Origin of the sequence: Streptomyces sp. 3214.6 (genome assembly GCF_900129855.1) — a bacterium.
Taxonomy (GTDB): Bacteria; Actinomycetota; Actinomycetes; order Streptomycetales; family Streptomycetaceae; genus Streptomyces; species Streptomyces soliscabiei.
This window is the reverse complement of the sequence record NZ_LT670819.1, coordinates 7,743,685-7,761,961: the sequence shown is the minus strand read 5'-3', so window position 1 is coordinate 7,761,961 and position 18,277 is coordinate 7,743,685. Positions and strand designations below refer to the sequence as shown.

The window sequence follows — 18,277 nt, the reverse complement described above, 5'->3', positions numbered from 1 at the left end:
CGTCCGCGTCCTTGGCGGGAGATACGTCCCGGGGGTGCTCACCGCTCACCGTGACGGCGTACGCGACGGACGATGAGCACCCGCACACGAGACGTGACGCCACGTCAGCACGAGCAGTCGCAGGCACAGCACTCACAGCATTCGCACGCCTCACAGCAGCCGCAGTCGCAGTCGCAGCCGTCGCGGCACCATCCGTCGTGCTTCTTCCGCGACCACGGTCCCTCGAACTCGTCGGCGCAGCACACCTTGCAGGTGCAGCACAGGCCTAGCGCGACCGCGCATCCGGCCCAGAAGCCCCGCTTGTCGGGGCGCGGCGGCTCACCGCCGAAGGGGTTGCCGTGGGAAGGGCCGTAGGGGTTGCCGGGGGCGTTCGGATCCACCGGCCCCTGGGGGGCGTACGGGCCGGTGGGCGGCCCGAAGGCTCCCTGCGGGCCGTGCGCATGCCCGCAGGAGGAGGTGCCGAACGCCCGGTCCACCGACCGTCCCAGCTCGTGCGCGAGCAGCAGATGCGCCAGCCTGCCGTCGGTGAACTCCACGTCGCGCAGGGCGAGCCGGATGCCGTGCAGGGCGTCGTCGGCGAGCCGGCGGGCCTCGGGGAGCGGGGTGGCCGTGGCCGTCAGCGGGTTCCAGGCGCCGGCCGCCGCATCCGCCGTCCGGTCCTCGACGGCGTCCAGCAGATGCGCCAGCCGTCCGAAGAGACGGCCGGCCTCGGCGAGCGGCGCGGCGTTGCCCGGCCGGCCCGCCAGGACCGCGGTGTGCGCGAACGCGGCGGCGGTGGCGGTCTCGGTGGGCTCGGTGACGGCCAGCAGCGAGGTGCCCGGCCCGGCGAGCGCCTCGATGCCGACCTGCCGGTCCACCGCGTCGACGAGGACGGCAGTGTCGAACCCTACGGCGGCCCCGCCGCGTTCCCCGGCCCGCCCCCAGCTCGCGGCGACCCGGCGCGCGGCGACGGCGACCGGCCGCCGCGCCAGCAGCCCGTCCCCGTCGGCGACATGGTCGCGCACCTTGGCCGAGGCGAGCACCAGCGAGACGGCGGCCGCGAGCCGGGCGCCCTCACCCTGCGCGACGGACGCGGTGCGCATCCCGCGCAGCGGACACGGTCCCGCCGTCCGCCGCCACCCACCGCTGGTGACCCGCTCGGCCTGAGCCTCCGTCAGGACCGATATGAGCAGACCGTCGTAGTTGGTGACCACCCGCGCGAACTGTCCGTGATCGCCGCGCAGTGCGAGACAGAGCCCGCACAGGTGCGCCATCCACTGGGCCTTGAGGCTCTCTCCGAGCCGGTGACTGCACGGCCTCACAATTCCGAACACGACAACCCCCGTCGTCTTTGAGACATTGAGCTGCCGCATGCTATCGGCATGCCATCGACCGATTGTCATGTCGGATCGGGGGCACTCGGTTCACCCGGACGCACCGTGCGTCACCCATCCGCCACGAAGAATCATATTTCACTCACAGTCAGCAGCCGTATGCGGTACGACCCTTGGGAGACGCGGGCTCTCGACGGATTCGCTGTGCACCAGTACCGTCACAAACCCCCCGCGCGGCGTCTATCCACTTGGCGCGACATCCGCATCATGGACGACCATGGGGAATGCGGAAAGCAGAAAGACCGCTGTGAGAGGAGGCGTCCATGGGATCGGTGCGCAAGGCGAGTGCCTGGCTTGGCCTCGTCGACGACAACGATGACGAGCGTTACTACGACGACGACTATTCCGAGGGGACCGACTCCGGGGACGCCTGGGTCACCGACCCCCGTGTGAAGGTGGCCACGGACACGGCCGAGGAGAAGGGCCGCCGGATCGGCACCGTCACCCCGGACAGTTTCCGGGACGCGCGGGCGATCGGTGAGCTGTTCCGCGAGGGTGTGCCGGTCATCATGAACCTCACGGCCATGGAGCCCGGCGACGCCAAGCGTGTCGTCGACTTCGCGGCCGGGCTGATCTTCGGCCTGCGGGGTTCGATCGAGCGGGTCTCCACCCGGGTGTTCCTGCTGACCCCGTCCAACACGGAGATCGTGAACGGCGATCCGGCCGGGCGCCGGACGGACGGCTTCTTCAACCAGAGCTGAGGCAGGGCCGCTCACCGGCCCTGCCCCGGCCCCTGGGGTCGGGTCAGCGGAAGGCGTCGAGTCCGGTGAGCGCCTTGCCCAGCACGAGCTGGTGCATCTCGACGGTGCCCTCGTAGGTGAGCACCGACTCGAGGTTGGTGGCGTGCCGCATGACGGGGTATTCGAGCGAGATCCCGTTGGCGCCGAGGATGGTACGGGCGGTCCGGCAGATCTCGATCGCCTCCCGTACGTTGTTGAGCTTGCCGAAGCTGACCTGCTCGGGACGCAGGCGGCCGGCGTCCATACGCCGCCCCAGATGATGGGCGAGCAGAATCCCCTTGTGCAGCTCGACCGCCATGTCGGCGAGCTTGGCCTGGGTGAGCTGGAACCCCCCGATGGGCCGCCCGAACTGCTCCCGGGTCCGCGCGTACTCGACGGCGGTCTCGAAACACGACCGCGCCGCACCCATCGCGCCCCAGACGATCCCGTAGCGCGCGTGGGACAGACAGCTGAGCGGGCCGCGCAGCCCGGTGACCTCCGGCAGGACGGCGTCGGCGGGCAGCCGTACGTCGTCGAGGACGAGTTCGCTGGTCACACTGGCCCGCAGGGACCACTTGTGCTTGATCTCGGGGGCGGCGAACCCGGGGGCGTCGGTGGGCACGACGAACCCGCGGATCCCTTCCTCGGTCTGCGCCCACACGACGGCGACGCCGGCGACGGACCCGTTGGTGATCCACATCTTGCGCCCGCTGAGCACCCAGTCCCCACCGTCGCGCTTGGCGTACGTCCGCATGCCGGCGGGGTCGGATCCGTGATCGGGTTCGGTGAGCCCGAAGCACCCGATGACCTCGCCGGCGGCCATACGGGGCAGCCACTGCTGCTTCTGCGCCTCGGAGCCGAACCGGTGGACGGCGTACATGGCGAGGGACCCCTGCACGGACACAAGGGACCGGATGCCGGAGTCGGCGGCTTCGAGTTCGAGACAGGCGAGGCCGTACTGCACGGCGCTGGCGCCCGCGCATCCGTACCCGCTGAGCGACATCCCGAGCGCCCCGATCCCGCCGAGCTCGCGTGCGAGCTCCCGGATGACCGGCAGCTCCCCGTGCTCGTACCACTCGGCGACATGGGGCAGCACCCGGTCCGCCGCCCAGCGCCGCACGGTGTCACGGACCGCGAGATCCTCCGGCTCCAGCAGATCGTCGATCCCGAGCGGGTCGGCGGGGTCGAAGGGCGGCAACGTCGAGGACGCGGACATGAGAAAGCCTCCGAAAAACTAGCACCGCTAGTCACACCATCCCCCGAGACGTTACGACCCAGCCCCCCACAAGTCCACCCCACCCCGCACCCACCAGCGGGAACCACCCACGGACCTGCTACACCGAGACGCGGGACTCCGCGACTTCCCTGGGCTTGGGCAGCTCCACCGCGGGGACCTCGCACTGCATGACCCGCGGCAACCGCAACGCCATCACAGCCCCCAGCAACAACAACCCCGCGCTCACCCACAACGTGACATGCAGCCCGTGCACAAAGCTGTCCCTCGCGACCCGCCGCAGCGCACCCCCGGCCGGCCCGCCCAACTGCGCGGCGACCTCATACGCCTCGCCCAGCGAATGCCCGGCCGCAGCCGACGCGGAAGCCGGCACCCCGGGCACCGACGCCAACCCGGGCGAATACGCCGCGTTCATCACGCTTCCGAGCAGCGCGATCCCGATCCCCGCCCCCAACTGGTACGACGTCTCCCCGATCGCCGCCGCGCCGCCCGCCTGCTCCGACGGAGCCTCGCTCAGCATCGACTCGTACGCCGCGAACAGCGTCGTCTCCAGCCCGAAGCCCAGCAGCACGAACCCGGCCAGCAGCAGCCCCGCGTTGTCCGACCCGCCCATCGCGGTGAGCGTCAGCACCGCGACCGCGGTGAGCACGAACCCCCCGCACACCATCCGCCGTGGCCCGAACTGCCGCAGCAGCCGCGCCCCGGCCAGCCCCGCCGCCATCGCGGCGAAGGTCAGCGGCAGCAGCCGTAGCCCCGTCTCCAGCGGGGACAGTCCCAGCACCAGCTGCAGGTACTGCGCCGCGATCAGCTCCAGCCCCACCAGCGCCAGCATCGCCAGCACGATGCACCCCACCGACGTACTGAACGCCGGCCGCCCGAACATCCGCAGGTCCACCAGCGGATGGACGCGACGCCGCTGACGTCGTACGAACCACACGAGCAGCATCGTGCCCACCGCCAGCGGCAGCACGGTGAACGGGCCCACTTCGCCGGCACCCAGCCGCTTCACGCCCAGGACGACGGCGAACAGCCCGGCAGCCGCCGTCAGCGCGCCGACGACGTCCCACGGGCCGTCCCCCGCGCCCCGCGACTCGGGCAGCAGCAGCCTCCCCACCGGCAGGCTGACCAGCATCAACGGGATATTGACGAGGAAGACCGAGCCCCACCAGAAGTGTTCGAGCAGGAAGCCGCCGAGCAGCGGACCCACCGCCGCGCCCACCGCCGCCACCGCGCTCCAGATGCCTATCGCGAGCGCGCGCTCACGCCGGTCCGGGAACACCTGCCGCAGGATCGACAGCGTCGCCGGCATGATCATCGCGCCGCCCACGCCCAGCAGCGCCCGCGCCAGGATCAGCACCTGCGCACTCCCGGCGAACGCCGCCAGCGCGGAGGCGACGCCGAACAGGGCGTACCCGAGCAGCAGGATCCGTCTGCGGCCGACCTTGTCGCCGAGCGTGCCGAAGAGGATCAGCAGCGAGGCGCAGACCAGCGGATACGTGTCGACGATCCAGAGCAGTTCGATGCCGTCGGGACGCAGGTCCTCGGTGACGGCGGGCACCGCCACGTGCAGCACGGTCGCGTCGACGGCGACCAGGAGCAGGCTGACGCACAGCACCACCAGGACGACCCAGCGGTTGGCACCGGCCCCGGCCGCCCGCCGGCGCAGCGCAGCAGCGGCCGTGGTCGTCCCGGACATGTACGTACCTCCCAGGTGATCCCTCGGTCCGGCGGGCTCACGGGGTGGGGACTCCCCGCGACTCGGCCGGAGAGGAGCGGTGGTCTCCGGCCCGCGCAAACGAACACGAGTGGAACGCAGCGTACGCGAGTTCGCGCCACGGCCACGTGGCGGACCTCTCACCCTCCATGGCCAACCATGTGGCGTACGCCACTCTCCGTCCCCTCTCCGCCCTCTCTCCGGTCCACTCCTCGCGCCGCTTCCCGCACCGCTTCCCACGCCGCTTTTCGCGCCGGCCCGCGCGCCCCGGCGGCCGCCGACGGTCCCCGACACCGAGCACGCCGTCGATAATCGAGCCCGTGACCGATCTTGCGACGCGCGTGACGCCCCCCGGCTCCGCGACCCTGCGCCGGGCGGCCCCCGCCCTCCTGGGGTACGTGGCCGTACGCGCCCTGGGTCTGCTGGCCCTCGCCCTGTGGAGCGCCGCCCGCGACAAGAACGCGTACACGCTGCTGACCGCCCGCTGGGACGCCCTCTGGTACACGAGGGTCGCCGAGCTGGGATACGGCTACGAGGTCCGCCTCCCGAACGGCGACGTCCACTCCAACCTCGCGTTCTTCCCGCTGCTGCCCTGGCTGGAAAGTCTTCTGCACGCGGTGACCCCGTTGTCGTACGCCGACGCCGGTTTCGTCGTGTCCCTGCTCGCCTCGCTCGCCGCGGCCGCCGGGATCTTCGCGGTCGCCGATCACGTGTACGGCCGCCGGGCCGGGGTGTGCGCGGTGCTGGTGTGGGCCGTCCTGCCCGTCGGGATCGTGCAGTCGATGGCGTACAGCGAGTCGCTCTTCACCGCGCTGGCCGCCTGGTCGCTGTACGCGGTACTCATCGGCCGCTGGGTGACCGCGGGCGCGCTCGCGTCGTTGTCCGGACTGACCCGCCCGGTGGGGCTCGCGGTGGTCGCGGCGGTGTGGGTCTCAGCCGCGGTCTCGTTCGCGCGAACCCGCAGCACGGCGCTCGAACCGGGCGCGCACGCCGCCCGCCGCGCCCTCGGCATGCTGCTCGCCCCCCTCGGTGCCGCCGGGTACGTCCTGTGGGTCGGCCACCGCACCGGAAAGGGCCCGCTCGGCTACCTCGACGTCCAGGCGGGCTGGCGCAACGGCTTCGACGGCGGGTACGCCTTCACCCGCTTCGTCGCCGACAAGTTCACGTCGTTCCCGTCGGCCCTCGCCGGTCTCGGACTGATCGTCGGCGTCGCCCTGCTGCTGTGGCTGTACGTCGTCTGTGTACGACAGCGTCAGCCGCTCCCGCTGCTGGTGTACACGGGTGTCGTCCTCGCGCTCGCCCTGTGCGCGTCGAGCTACTTCGGCTCCAAGCCGCGCCTGCTGCTGCCCGCCTTCCCGCTGCTGTTGCCGCTCGCCCTGACCCTCGCCCGGCTGCGGACGTCCAGGTCGGCGCTGGTGGTGGGGTGCGTCGCGGCGGCTTCGGCCGTGTACGGCGCGTGGTGGCTGAACGGCTCGGGTCCTCCGTAAGAGAAGTAAGAGGACTCCTGCTTTTCGGTGAATCCTTTCATGAGTTCCCTAAAGCCCTCTCGTGGAATGATCAAAGGAATTACGGGGACGATGACCGGGCGATTAGTGATTCCAGCGGAATTAACACCCCTTTGAGAGCAATCCCACATCACATCGTCATCACAAACCGACGGAATCGGCCGGGTCTCGAGCTCACTCGCTGTAACGTCGTTTAGGTGCGTACCGAACAAAACCTCACCCGTCTGGACCGGGTGTTCGCGAGGCTCGACCGTGAGCCGGAACGACCGGCCCACATCGATGTGCCGAAGATGAGCAGGCACCGGGTCGCCCTGCTCGTCGCGACCCTGGCGTTCTATCTGGCGATCGTGTGGCTCGTGGTGATCACCTCGTGGCTGGTTCGCCTCGACTGGCAGGTCATGTTCTTCCGGCCGTACCAGCAGTGGCCGGAGATCCACGCGTTCCTCGACTACTACGTGGTCCTGGGCCAGCGCGGCCCGACCGCCGTGATGGTCGCCGCCTGGCTCGGCTGGAGATCCTGGCGTCAGCACACCCTGCGCCCGATGCTCACGCTGGGCGCCTCGCTGCTGCTGCTGAACATCACCGTCGGCGCCGCGAAGCTCGGCATGGGGCGGCTCGGACCGCACTACGCGACCACCATCGGCTCGAACGAGATGGGCCTGGGCGGCGATATATTCCCCAGCGGCCACACCGCCAACGCCGTGGTGACCTGGGGAATCCTGGCGTATCTGGCCTCCACGCCGAGGGCTCGCCGCTGGCTGTCCGCCGTGTCCGCGGTGGTCTCGCTCGGCGTCGGCCTCACCACCGTCTACCTCGGTACGCACTGGCTGAGCGACGTGGTGCTGGGCTGGGCCGCGGGCCTGCTGGTCCTGCTGGCGCTGCCCTGGTGCGAGCCGCTGATCGCCCGCGCCGAGGTCTCGATCTTCGCCCTGCGCGACCGCCGGCGTGCGCGCCGCGCGGGCACGCTCCCGACTCCCCTGCCGGTTCCGGCGGCCCCCACCCCCGCCGCTGCCCCCGTCGCCGTCTCCGTGCCGCTCAAGCCGCGCACCACGGTCCCGGACGAGCCGCCCGCGGCGCACGAGCCGGTCGCTCCGGCGCGTTCGCCGCGCGCACCGGTCTACCTGGCCCCCGGCCCGCACACGACCCGCTCGGAACGCACCCCGGTCACCCCGGCCGGCAGCCGCCGCCCCCCGCACGCCGACCGCCTCCCGCGCGGCACGGCGGCCTCGGCGACGGCCGCCCGCCCCCTGACGGGCGGCTGACCTCCGCGAACACCACCCCACACCACCCCACGACGGCGGGACCCCGGTACGCACAACCCGGTCCCGCGCACGAAGGCCCCGGTTCCCAAGCCAGGAACCGGGGCCTTCGCCGTACCTCTCCCAGCGCTTCGCCGTACCTCTCTCAGCCCTTCCAGGCGCGGGTCACATGGCCGTCGCTCACCTCGAAGTTCAGCCGCCCGAAGCGGTACTCCATGGTGACGATCGTGCCGGGCACCAGCGAACGCACCGTCGACCACCCCCGTTCACGCGCGAGCCGCTCGGCGCGTGCGGCCTCGAGGCCGACGTACCCGTCCGGATTGTCCTGGGGCTCCGCTGGCGGAGTGGGATTCGGTGCCATACCGCCACGCTAGGCCGCGAGCCGCGCTCCGGGAACCCCGGACCGGCGCCGTGGATCACTCCGGTCACACTTCTGTCACAGGATCACGACACGCGTTTCGACCGACGGAACATGAGTTCCTGCGCGGCGGTCCATCACACGTACGGGCGGTTCCGTAGGCCTTCCGCGTGTATTCGAACGCAATTCCCGCGTGTCGTGCTGCCGCCGCGAATAACCCGGTGGAAAGCGCGCGGAGAACTGTCTGCGGACCCCGTCGCATTTCGATTCCGGGCGGGGCCCCGGAGCTGACCGCTCATAGGAAATACACGGCCTCCCCACACAGCCTCCGTACCCCGACGCCGCCGCGCCGGACCAGCGCGCGGCACGGCCGTACAGCCGTAGTGGCCCCATCCGGTCGTCGAACCGGATGGGGCCACCTGATCCCGATGGGGGGAGGGTCAGAGCACGAGGCGCTGTCCGGGCACGATCAGGTCGGGGTCGCCGCCGACGACGGCCTTGTTGGCGGCGTAGACCCGCTGCCAGGTGAGCCCGTGCCGGGCCGCGATGGTGCTGAGGGTGTCGCCCTGGCGGACGGTGTAGCCGCCGCGGGACGTACCGCGCGAGGTCTGGCCCGTCGAGCGCTCCGCCACCGTCGAGGAACCCGACGACTCCGACGAACCTGACTTCGAGGAGCCGGAGTGGGACTTCGAGGAACCCGACGACTTCGAGGAACCGGACCTGGAGGAGCTCGACTCGGCGGAACTCGACGTACCGGAGGACGAACCGTTGGACGGAGCGCCGCCGGACGCTCCGGCGCGCGCCGAACACGTCGGCCATGCGCCCCAGCCCTGTGCCTTCTGCACCTTGGCCGCGACGGAGATCTGCTGTGCCTTGCCGGCCTTGTCGGCGGTGGACGCGTAGGCGGTTCCGCCGTACGCGGCCCAGGTGGAGGCGGAGAACTGCAGCCCGCCGTAGTACCCGTTGCCGGTGTTGATGTGCCAGTTGCCGCCACTCTCGCACTGGGCGATGCGGTCCCACACCCCGCTGTCGGCCGCCGCGGCGTTGCCGGTCGCGGACAGCAGTCCGAGGGGGGCGAGCAGGACCGCCCCGGCGAGGACCGCCGTCTTGAGCGACGACTTGCGGGAGTGGTTATCGGCACATTCGGACATGTAGATCCCTCTCTACGGACCCGGGCTTCCCCCTGACCGGGGCGCATCGGCCGCGCAGGGACGCGGTCGTCGCGCTCCGTCCCGTCCGCCGACGGTCGCTGCGCGTTGTCTGGCTCTGCGCGGCCGGCGGACGTACCCGAGCGGTGCTCGTTGCACACGGCGGAGCAATCTAGGGACCCTGACGACCCGTTATCAACCAACTCCCTGTTTTCCCAGGCCAGTTGGCAGTTACCGCCGGTAGCGTCTCATTCAGGCCACCTACTTCATTCGCTCATTTCGCGATTTGTCGACCAGACACTCGAACAAACTGTGAGTCAGTTCACCGGGTCAACTTCCGTAACCTCTCCGTTACTTGACATGGAGTAATGGATTCCGCACGCAGTGTGACCACTCGTGCAAGATGGTTCGATTCCGTTCGCCGTGCAGCGTGACTCCCGCCACAGATCTCCCGTTGTCTTCTTCATGAGCCGGGGATCGACCCGGACCACGAGCCGGAGCCACCCGGCCTCGCCCACGCACCGCATCCGAGGGAGCCACCCGTGCCGCGCATGCTCGACGTCAGCGACGAGGTACGCGCCGAGATCGGCGACGAAGAAGCCGACCGGCTGCTCGCCGGAGACAACGCCCCGGGCAGTTACGACTGCACGTCCTGCCGCACCCCGGGCGACTCCGAGAACGAGCGCACCAGCACCGTCCTGTTCATCGGGGACGAGACCGCCGTCCTCGCCTTCGCCCACGCGACCTGCCTGCCCTCGCAGGTCGTCCAGGTCACCGAGGAGCAGCTCCAGGGCGCGGTCCGCTCCATCAGCGGCGACACCGTCGACCTGGACCCGGACAAGGTCGTACCCGAGCAGGCCGTGCTCGGCGTGACCAGCGGACTCGTCCTGATCGCCGGGGAGTTGCACCCCGCCCTGGTCGTCGAGCCGACCGCGCCCATCGTGCGGCCCGGCACGACCGGCGCCGGCGACGACTTCCTGCCCCTCCTCATCGAGCAGGGTTTCATGCCGCTGAGCGAGCTGACCGAGGTGCCGCCGGTGCAGCACGGCTGGTCCGTGCTGCTGGCGATGGGGCAGCTGCACGCCGTCCTCCAGCCCTCGGCGACCGGCGGGCAGCCGGTCGCCTGGTGGCAGGCGCACCAGCCGCTGCAGGTGACGGAGGGGTGGCGGGCCGCCGCCAACAAGCACCAGCAGGTGCTGATGTTCGCGGCGCCGGTCGGCTCGATCGGGCGCCAGCCCAGGGAGGACCTGCTGCGGGACGCGCTCGACAAGGCCGCGGCGAACGGGCAGTTGGTGGGAGCGGCTCTTCCTCTCGCCGGTACCTGAGTCCGCCCACGGGGCGGGGACCGGGCGGGGACTGCGGACGCACGGCGGCTGAGAGGCCGTCCGAACCGCAGCCCCGCACCCCTTCGGGTGCACCGCACAACCGCATCTCTTCACGTCACGCGTCGTTTGGACATACGTGCACACCTACGACGTTCCCCGCCGCCCGTCCTACCAGTCGATCCCGTCCGCGCGACCGGCTCAGGACTCCCAGGGCGGCCCATCGGCCACGCCGATCTACGACGCTCTCTACTCCGAGTACGTCAAGACGTTCCGCTCGCTGCCGGGTGACCGCAGCGGCGAGGACGACCTGGGGTTCACCGCCTTCGGGAACATCCCGCACAGCACGGGCTCGTACGCGCCGCCCCGCCCGGGATCGTTCAGCAGCTCGTACAGCGCCTACAGCGCGGGGGCGCAGAGCGCCCGGCACGGGATCGGGCAGCAGTCCCAGTGGCAGCGGGTCGGGCAGCTCGGCCAGCAGCCCACGCCCACCGCGATGCACCACGTCCCGGCGGCACTCCCGCCGGCCCCGAGAAGGACCTTCTGACCAGGCCCTACCAGGGTCGGCCAGAGCCGTTCGGGGCCGTTGCGGGTCCGTGCGGTCCGAACGTGGCTGGAGGGCGGCACCCGTCACGGGTGCCGCCCTCCAGTCATGTCACCGCTACTTCTTCTTGTTGCCGCCGCGCTTCTCGCGCACCCGCACCGAGATATGGATCGGCGTCCCCTCGAAGCCGAACTCCTCACGCAGCCGGCGCTCGATGAAGCGCCGGTAGCCCGCCTCGATGAAGCCGGAGGCGAAGAACACGAACCGCGGCGGCTTGGTGCCTGCCTGGGTGCCGAAGAGGATGCGTGGCTGCTTGCCGCCCCGGATCGGGTGCGGGTGGGCGGCGACCAGCTCGCCGAGGAAGGCGTTGAGCCGGCCCGTCGGGACGCGGGTCTCCCAGCCGGCCAGAGCGGTCTCGATCGCCGGGACCAGCTTCTCCATGTGCCGCCCGGTGCGCGCCGAGACGTTCACCCGGGGCGCCCACGCCACCTGGCCGAGCTCGGTCTCGATCTCGCGCTCCAGGTAGTAGCGGCGCTCCTCGTCGAGGGTGTCCCACTTGTTGTAGGCGATGACGATCGCGCGGCCCGCGTCGACGGCCATGGTGACGATCCGCTGGTCCTGGACCGAGATGGACTCGGAGCCGTCGATCAGAATGACCGCCACCTCGGCCTTCTCGACGGCGGCCGCGGTACGCAGCGAGGCGTAGTAGTCGGCGCCCTGCTGGAGGTGGACGCGCTTGCGGATGCCCGCCGTGTCGACGAACTTCCAGGTGATGCCGCCGAGTTCGATCAGCTCGTCGACCGGATCCCGGGTGGTGCCCGCCATCTCGTTGACGACGACCCGCTCCTCGCCCGCCACCTTGTTCAACAGCGAGGACTTGCCGACGTTCGGACGGCCGATGAGCGCGATGCGGCGCGGCCCGCCGACCGCGGCGCCGAAGCTCTGCTCGGGCGCCTCGGGCAGCGCCTCCAGGACGGCGTCCAGCATGTCGCCGGTGCCACGGCCGTGCAGCGCGGAGACGGGGTGCGGCTCGCCGAGACCCAGCGACCACAGGTAGGCCGCGTCGGCCTCGCCGCTCGGACCGTCGACCTTGTTGGCGGCGAGCACGACGGGCTTGCCGGCCTTGCGCAGCAGCCGGACCACCGCCTCGTCGGTGTCGGTGGCGCCGACCTTGGCGTCCACGACGAAGACGACGGCGTCGGCCGCCTCGATCGCGTACTCGGCCTGCGCGGCCACGGAGGCGTCGATGCCGAGGACGTCCTGCTCCCAGCCGCCGGTGTCGACGACCTTGAAGCGACGGCCCGCCCACTCGGCCTCGTACGTGACCCGGTCGCGGGTGACGCCCGGCTTGTCCTCGACGACCGCCTCGCGCCGCCCGATGATCCGGTTGACGAGGGTCGACTTGCCGACATTCGGGCGGCCGACGACGGCGAGGACCGGCAGCGGGCCGTGGCCGGCGGCCTCGATCGCCCCCTCGACGTCCTCCAGGTCGAAGCCCTCGATCGCGGCGAGCTCCATGAACTCCGCGTACTCGGCGTCGCCGAGCGCCCCGTGATCGTGCTCGAAGCCGTCCGAGCCGTCGGGCTGGGTGTGGTCGTTCATGAAGTCCGTACCTCGTCGTTCATTCGTGGTGATCGGTGGAGCACCCGTTTCGTTCGGGTTGATCCACTACTCGGTATTCAGTGTCGCTCAGCGCCCGGTGAGGCGCCTGGCGTTTTCCAGGTGGGCGGCCAGTTGCTTCTGAATGCGTTCGGTCGCCTCGTCCAGCGCCTTGCGGGTACGCCGTCCGCTGCCGTCGCCCGCGTCGAACGGGTCGCCGAAGACGACGTCGACGCGGGAGCGCAGCGGGGGCAGCGCCTTTATCAACCGTCCGCGTCGCTCGGAACTTCCCAGCACGGCGACGGGCACGATCGGCGCGCCGCTGCGGACGGCGAAGTAGGCGAGCCCGGCGCGCAGGGCGGCGAAGTCGCCCTCGCCCCGGGTGCCCTCGGGGAAGATCCCGAGGACCCCGCCGTTCTCCAGCACACCGAGCGCGTGGGTGATCGCCGTGCGGTCGGTGGTGTCGCGGTCGACCTTGATCTGGCCGACGCGGGTCATGAACGGGCCGAGCGGGCCGACGAACGCTTCCTTCTTGACCAGGAAGTGCGACGCCCGGGGCGCCACGCCGATGACCATCGGGCCGTCGACGACATGGGAATGGTTGACCGCGAAGATCACCGGGCCGCTCGCGGGCACCTTCCAGGCGCCCAGCACGCGCGGCTTCCACAGCCCGTACATCAGGCCGACGCCGATCCGCCGCCCGATCTCGGCGCCCCTCTCGGTGGGCAGTTCACTCACTTCGCGGCCCGCTTCTCCTCGACGAGGGTGACCACGCACTCGATGACCTGGGTCAGCGTCAGCTCGGTGGTGTCCACCTCGACGGCGTCGTCCGCCTTGGCGAGCGGGGAGGTCTTGCGGGAGGAGTCGGCCGCGTCCCGCCGGATCAGCGCCTCACGGGTGCTGTGGACGTCCGCGCCCTTCAGCTCGCCGCTGCGGCGGGCGGCGCGGGCCTCCGGCGAGGCGGTGAGGAAGATCTTCAGGTCGGCGTCGGGCAGCACGGTCGTACCGATGTCCCGGCCCTCGACGACTATCCCGCGCTCGGCGGAGGCCGCCAGCGAGCGCTGCAGCTCGGTGATCCGGGCCCGCACCTCCGGTACGGCGCTCACCGCGCTGACCTTGGCGGTGACCTCCTGGGTGCGGATGGGCGCGGCCACGTCCGTGCCGTCGACCGTGATGGTCGGGGCGGCCGGGTCGGTCCCGGAGACGATCTCGGGCTTGCCGGCGACGGCGGCGATCGCCGTGGGGTCCTCGATGTCGATCCCGTTGGTCACCATCCACCACGTGATCGCCCGGTACTGAGCGCCGGTGTCCAGGTAGCTCAGCCCGAGCCGGGCGGCCACGGCCTTGGACGTGCTCGACTTGCCCGTGCCGGAGGGGCCGTCGATGGCGACAATCACGGGCTGGGCGGCGCCGTTTTCCACGGGGGGACACCTTCCTGGTGCGAGGCGGTGGAGGTACGGGGCGCGACTGTGCCCCGCACAAGGTTACCGGCCACGGGTCACTCGTCCGGCCGCGGCTTCTTTACACCGCCCGACGCCGCCCGACGCCGCCGACCCGTCTGCTGCTTCTCGACGCCGGTCCGGCACCACCGGGCGCCTACTGCCGGATCGCCCAGCCCCTCTCCCGCAACGCCGCCGTGAGAACCGGCGCCGATCTCGGCTCGACCATCAGCTGCACCAGGCCCGCCTGCTGTCCGGTCGCGTGCTCGATACGTACGTCCTCGATGTTGACGCCCGCCTGCCCCGCGTCCGCGAAGATACGGGCCAGCTGACCCGGCTGGTCGTCGATCAGCACCGCGACCACCTCGTACACCCGCGGGGCGGCCCCGTGCTTGCCGGGGACCCGGACCTGGCCCGCGTTGCCGCGGCGCAGGACGTCCTCGATGCCGCCGACGCCCTCGCGGCGCTTGGCGTCGTCGGAGGACTGCAGGGCGCGCAGGGCCTGCACCGTCTCCTCCAGGTCGGCGGCGACGTCGGTGAGCAGGTCGGCGACCGGCCCGGGGTTCGCGGACAGGATGTCGATCCACATCCCGGGTTCGGAGGCGGCGATCCGGGTGACGTCCCTGATGCCCTGCCCGCACAGCCGTACGGCGGCCTCCTCGGCGTGCTCCAGGCGCGCGGCGACCATGCTGGAGACCAGGTGGGGCATGTGGGAGACGAGCGCCACCGCGCGGTCGTGGGCGTCCGCGTCCATGACGACCGGCACGGCCCGGCAGTGCGAGACGAGCTCCAGGGCGAGGTTCAGCACCTCGGTGTCGGTGTCCCGGGTCGGGGTCAGCACCCAGGGCCGGCCCTCGAAGAGGTCGCCGGTCGCGGCCAGCGGTCCGGACTTCTCCCGCCCCGACATGGGGTGCGTGCCGATGTACGCCGACAGGTCGAGGCCGAGCGACTCCAGCTCACGGCGCGGCCCGCCCTTGACGCTGGCCACGTCCAGGTAGCCGCGGGCCACCCCGCGGCGCATCGCGTCGGCGAGGACCCCGGCGACATGGGCGGGCGGGGCGGCGACGATCGCGAGGTCGACCGGGCCCTCGGGCTGCTCGTCGGTGCCGGCGCCGAGCGCGGCGGCCGTACGGGCCTGCTCGGGGTCGTGGTCGGCGAGGTGGACGACGACGCCCCGCTGGGCGAGAGCCAGCGCGGCGGACGTGCCGATCAGCCCCGTACCGAGGACGAGCGCGGTCCTCACTGGGCGATGTCCTTGCGCAGGGCGCCCGCGGCACCGAGGTAGACGTGGTGGATGTCGGCGCGCGGCCGGTCGGACTCGATGTGCGCGAGGATGCGGACGACCCGTGGCATGGCGCCCTCGATGTCGAGTTCCTGGGCGCAGATCAGCGGCACGTCGACGATGCCGAGCCCCCGGGCCGCGGCCGCCGGGAAGTCGCTGTGCAGGTCGGGCGTGGCCGTGAACCAGATGCTGATCAGGTCGTCGGCGCTGAGGGAGTTCCGCTCCAGGACGGCGGTCAGCAGGGCCGCGACCTGCTCGTCCATGTGCCCGGCCTCGTCGCGCTGAAGTTGGACGGCTCCCCGGACCGCTCGTACCGCCACGGCGCTGCTCCTCGCTGAAGTGCTGATGTACGGCTGTTGGCACGTCCAGCCTAGTCAGCCCACGCGGGACCGGTGCGCGTCGCCCGACCGCTGAGACGCTCCGGAGTGAAACGCGCGTTATATGGCGCTCCTTCCCGGGTTGCTTCATCTTCGGCGTCTTCGGTGCCAGGATGCTGCTGCTCCGTTCGGAGCGACTCCCGCCGGCCTCAACCCGCTGGCTCTTCCGCACCTTCGGAGTGACGACATGACTCTCCCCGCGACACGGCGCACGGTCCTTCTGGCGACGGGAGGCGCGACAGCGGCAGCAGCGCTCACGGCGGGCTGCGGCGGCAGCGGCTCGTCGTCCTCGTCGGGGAGGCCGTCGGCCACCGCCGGCCAGGAACTGGCGAAGACGACCGACATCCCCGTGGGCGGCGGCAAGATCTTCACGGACGAGAAGGTCGTCGTCACCCAGCCGACGAAGGGCGACTTCAAGGCCTTCTCCGCGATCTGCACCCACATGGGCTGCACGGTGACCACGGTCGCGGACGGGACCATCGACTGCCCGTGCCACGGCAGCAAATATCACATCGCCGACGGTTCGGTGGCCGGCGGTCCGGCGCCGAAGCCGCTGCCCACGGAGCAGATCACGGTCACGGGCGGCACGATCAAGCTGGCGTGATCACTGGTCCCAGAGCGCCCCGAGCGTCATCAGCTCCCCGTGGTACTCGATCCGGTCCGCCCACGCCGTCGGCCAGGCGTCGGCCCCGGCGTAGGCGCCCGCGAACGCGCCCGCCAGACAGGCGATGGAGTCGGAGTCCCCGGACGAGCAGGCGGCCCGGCGCAGCGCGGTCACCGGTTCGTCGGGGAAGAGCAGGAAGCACAGCAGGCCGGCGGCCATCGCCTCCTCGGCGATCCATCCCTCCCCCGCGACCAGGCACGGATCGGTCTCGGGCGACGGATCGCGCAGCGTCTGCTCGAGGCGCTCCAGCACACCCAGGCAGTCGTCCCAGCCGCGCTCGATGAAGTGCTCCGGGCTCGGGTCCTGACTGCGGGTCCACAGGTCGCCGAGCCAGCGGTGGTGGTAGTGGGTGCGGTTGTCGAGGGCGTAGGTGCGCAGCAGTCCGAGCAGTGCGCCGGGGTCGGCGCCGTGTGCGAGCAGCCGCACGGCGTGTGCGGTGAGGTCGGAGGCGGCGAGCGCGGTGGGGTGCCCGTGGGTGAGGGCGGACTGGAGCTGGGCGGCCCCGGCCCGCTGCTCGTCGCTGAGCCCGGGGGCGAGCCCGAGGGGCGCGACGCGCATGTTGGCGCCGCAGCCCTTGGAGCCGATCTGGCTGGCGTCCTGCCAGGGCATGCCGCGCTCCAGGAGACCGCACGCCTCCAGGCAGGTGCGTCCGGGCGCGCGGTTGTTGTCGGGCGATCGGTACCAGTCGACGAACTCCTTCCGCAGCGGCTGTGCCAGGCCCTCGGGGGTGAGCAGCCCGCGGTCCATGGCCGCACGCAGTCCGCGCCCCACCGCCAGCGTCATCTGGGTGTCGTCGGACACCAAGGCACGCGTGGGCAGTTCCATGTCCCGCCACGGCCCGCACTTGGCGAGGATCGACGGGACGTCGTTGAACTCGGTCGGAAACCCGAGCGCGTCCCCCAGGGCGAGCCCCAGCAGGGACCCCGTGGCACGCTTCCTGACGGTGGTGGAGGTGGTCATGCGGAACGTCCTTCCCGGGGCGGTCGCAGCAGGGGCGGATGGAGCGCGGTGGCGGTGCCCGCGCGGTAGAGGGCGGCGGGCTTGCCGCGTCCGCCGGTCAGACGTGCGGCGCCGGGCACGGCTTCGACGAAGCCCGGGGTGGCGAGCACCTTGCGCCGGAAGTTGGGCCGGTCGAGCCCGGTCCCCCACACCGTCTCGTAGACCTGCTGGAGCTCGCCGAGGGTGAACTCGGGCGGGCAGAAGGCGGTCGCGAGGCAGGTGTACTCGAACTTGGCGCCGACGCGGTCGTGGGCGTCGGCGAGGATCCGGTCGTGGTCGAAGGCGAGCGGTTCGACAGCGTCGTACGGCAGCCAGCGCGCCTGGGCCGCGTCGCCGCCGCCGGTCGGCTCGGGGGCGTCGGGCAGCAGGGCCGCGAAGGCGACGGAGACGACCCGCATCCGAGGGTCGCGGTCGGGTTCGCTGTAGGTGCGCAACTGCTCCAGGTGGAGTCCGGAGACGTCCTTCAGGCCGGTCTCCTCGGCGAGCTCGCGCCGGGCGGCCGTCTCCGCGGACTCGTCGGGCAGCACGAAGCCCCCGGGCAGTGCCCACCGGCCGGCGTAGGGCTCCTGTCCGCGCTCGACGAGCAGGACGTGCAGAAGGCCCGCGCGCAGGGTCAGGACGGCGAGGTCGACGGTGACGGCGAAGGGCTCGTGGGCGTGCTTGTCGTAGCCCGGCATGACGAACACCCCCTTTTTATAGTCACCACGACTATAAAAAGGGGGTGCGGTCACACACAAGCCC

General features: G+C 71.4%; 18 protein-coding genes and 1 pseudogene. 7 read left to right on the top strand and 12 right to left on the bottom strand.

Features of this window, described 5'->3' with window-relative positions; translation table 11 throughout:
• Window positions 1-104: 104 nt before the first annotated feature.
• A complete protein-coding gene (locus B5557_RS35135; protein WP_079663255.1) occupies window positions 105-1,313 on the bottom strand; it encodes a DUF5685 family protein in 1,209 nt (402 codons plus the stop codon).
• Between the two features lie 323 nt (window positions 1,314-1,636).
• On the opposite strand from B5557_RS35135, the gene B5557_RS35130 reads away from it, so the two are divergent.
• Window positions 1,637-2,074 (top strand): cell division protein SepF, encoded by a 438-nt coding sequence (locus B5557_RS35130; RefSeq protein WP_079663254.1) that lies wholly within the window; start codon window positions 1,637-1,639, stop codon window positions 2,072-2,074.
• 43 nt (window positions 2,075-2,117) lie between these two features.
• Here the strand turns inward: B5557_RS35130 and B5557_RS35125 are convergent, their stop codons facing one another.
• Together B5557_RS35125 and B5557_RS35120 are read right to left on the bottom strand one after the other, a co-directional pair.
• Window positions 2,118-3,308, bottom strand: coding sequence for an acyl-CoA dehydrogenase family protein (locus B5557_RS35125; protein WP_079663253.1), 1,191 nt, complete (start codon window positions 3,306-3,308; stop codon window positions 2,118-2,120).
• A 118-nt stretch (window positions 3,309-3,426) separates the two neighbouring features.
• Window positions 3,427-5,022, bottom strand: coding sequence for an MFS transporter (locus tag B5557_RS35120; RefSeq protein ID WP_079663252.1), 1,596 nt, complete (start codon window positions 5,020-5,022; stop codon window positions 3,427-3,429).
• 338 nt (window positions 5,023-5,360) lie between these two features.
• On the opposite strand from B5557_RS35120, the gene B5557_RS35115 reads away from it, so the two are divergent.
• Both B5557_RS35115 and B5557_RS35110 read left to right on the top strand, forming a co-directional pair.
• The gene (locus B5557_RS35115; protein WP_079663251.1) at window positions 5,361-6,527 is read left to right on the top strand and encodes a mannosyltransferase family protein; all 1,167 of its coding nucleotides are present in this window, start codon (window positions 5,361-5,363) and stop codon (window positions 6,525-6,527) included.
• Between the two features lie 215 nt (window positions 6,528-6,742).
• Window positions 6,743-7,807: a phosphatase PAP2 family protein gene (locus B5557_RS35110; RefSeq protein ID WP_079663250.1), complete on the top strand. Its 1,065-nt coding sequence runs from the start codon at window positions 6,743-6,745 to the stop codon at window positions 7,805-7,807.
• Window positions 7,808-7,949: 142 nt separating this feature from the next.
• On the opposite strand, the gene B5557_RS35105 is transcribed toward B5557_RS35110, so the two are convergent.
• Together B5557_RS35105 and B5557_RS35100 are read right to left on the bottom strand one after the other, a co-directional pair.
• Entirely contained in the window at window positions 7,950-8,165 is a 216-nt protein-coding gene (locus B5557_RS35105) for an I78 family peptidase inhibitor (RefSeq protein WP_079663249.1), read from the bottom strand.
• 437 nt (window positions 8,166-8,602) lie between these two features.
• On the bottom strand, window positions 8,603-9,313 hold the full coding sequence (locus tag B5557_RS35100) for a LysM peptidoglycan-binding domain-containing protein (RefSeq protein WP_079663248.1): 711 nt from the start codon (window positions 9,311-9,313) through the stop codon (window positions 8,603-8,605).
• A gap of 539 nt (window positions 9,314-9,852) precedes the next feature.
• Here B5557_RS35100 and B5557_RS35095 point away from each other — a divergent pair.
• A complete protein-coding gene (locus B5557_RS35095; protein WP_079663247.1) occupies window positions 9,853-10,635 on the top strand; it encodes a hypothetical protein in 783 nt (260 codons plus the stop codon).
• Between the two features lie 136 nt (window positions 10,636-10,771).
• Window positions 10,772-11,179 carry a hypothetical protein gene (locus tag B5557_RS35090; RefSeq protein ID WP_079663246.1) on the top strand — a complete coding sequence of 136 codons (408 nt, stop codon included), beginning with the start codon at window positions 10,772-10,774 and terminating at the stop codon, window positions 11,177-11,179.
• A gap of 114 nt (window positions 11,180-11,293) precedes the next feature.
• Here the strand turns inward: B5557_RS35090 and der are convergent, their stop codons facing one another.
• From der to aroH, 5 genes are all read right to left on the bottom strand, one after another.
• Entirely contained in the window at window positions 11,294-12,778 is a 1,485-nt protein-coding gene (gene der / locus B5557_RS35085) for a ribosome biogenesis GTPase Der (protein ID WP_079663245.1), read from the bottom strand.
• An 87-nt stretch (window positions 12,779-12,865) separates the two neighbouring features.
• On the bottom strand, window positions 12,866-13,453 hold the full coding sequence (locus B5557_RS35080) for a lysophospholipid acyltransferase family protein (RefSeq protein ID WP_443031372.1): 588 nt from the start codon (window positions 13,451-13,453) through the stop codon (window positions 12,866-12,868).
• A gap of 56 nt (window positions 13,454-13,509) precedes the next feature.
• Window positions 13,510-14,196: a (d)CMP kinase gene (gene cmk / locus B5557_RS35075; RefSeq protein WP_079663243.1), complete on the bottom strand. Its 687-nt coding sequence runs from the start codon at window positions 14,194-14,196 to the stop codon at window positions 13,510-13,512.
• Between the two features lie 175 nt (window positions 14,197-14,371).
• The gene (locus tag B5557_RS35070; protein WP_079663242.1) at window positions 14,372-15,457 is read right to left on the bottom strand and encodes a prephenate dehydrogenase; all 1,086 of its coding nucleotides are present in this window, start codon (window positions 15,455-15,457) and stop codon (window positions 14,372-14,374) included.
• Complete coding sequence (gene aroH / locus B5557_RS35065; protein ID WP_079663241.1) at window positions 15,454-15,816, bottom strand: chorismate mutase; 363 nt, start codon at window positions 15,814-15,816, stop codon at window positions 15,454-15,456. The genes B5557_RS35070 and aroH overlap by 4 nt, the downstream gene beginning before the upstream one ends.
• 107 nt (window positions 15,817-15,923) lie before the next feature.
• Between aroH and B5557_RS45465 the strand changes: the two are divergent.
• Together B5557_RS45465 and B5557_RS35060 are read left to right on the top strand one after the other, a co-directional pair.
• Window positions 15,924-16,064, top strand: a pseudogene (locus tag B5557_RS45465) (DUF6529 family protein); the annotation flags it as partial.
• On the top strand, window positions 16,061-16,477 hold the full coding sequence (locus B5557_RS35060; RefSeq protein WP_079663240.1) for a Rieske (2Fe-2S) protein: 417 nt from the start codon (window positions 16,061-16,063) through the stop codon (window positions 16,475-16,477). The pseudogene B5557_RS45465 and the gene B5557_RS35060, both read left to right, overlap by 4 nt.
• Here B5557_RS35060 and B5557_RS35055 read toward each other — a convergent pair whose 3' ends face one another.
• Both B5557_RS35055 and B5557_RS35050 read right to left on the bottom strand, forming a co-directional pair.
• Complete coding sequence (locus B5557_RS35055; protein WP_079663239.1) at window positions 16,478-17,497, bottom strand: ADP-ribosylglycohydrolase family protein; 1,020 nt, start codon at window positions 17,495-17,497, stop codon at window positions 16,478-16,480.
• Window positions 17,494-18,213 (bottom strand): NUDIX hydrolase, encoded by a 720-nt coding sequence (locus tag B5557_RS35050; RefSeq protein WP_079665169.1) that lies wholly within the window; start codon window positions 18,211-18,213, stop codon window positions 17,494-17,496. Before B5557_RS35050 ends, B5557_RS35055 begins: the two co-directional genes overlap by 4 nt.
• Window positions 18,214-18,277: the final 64 nt, after the last annotated feature.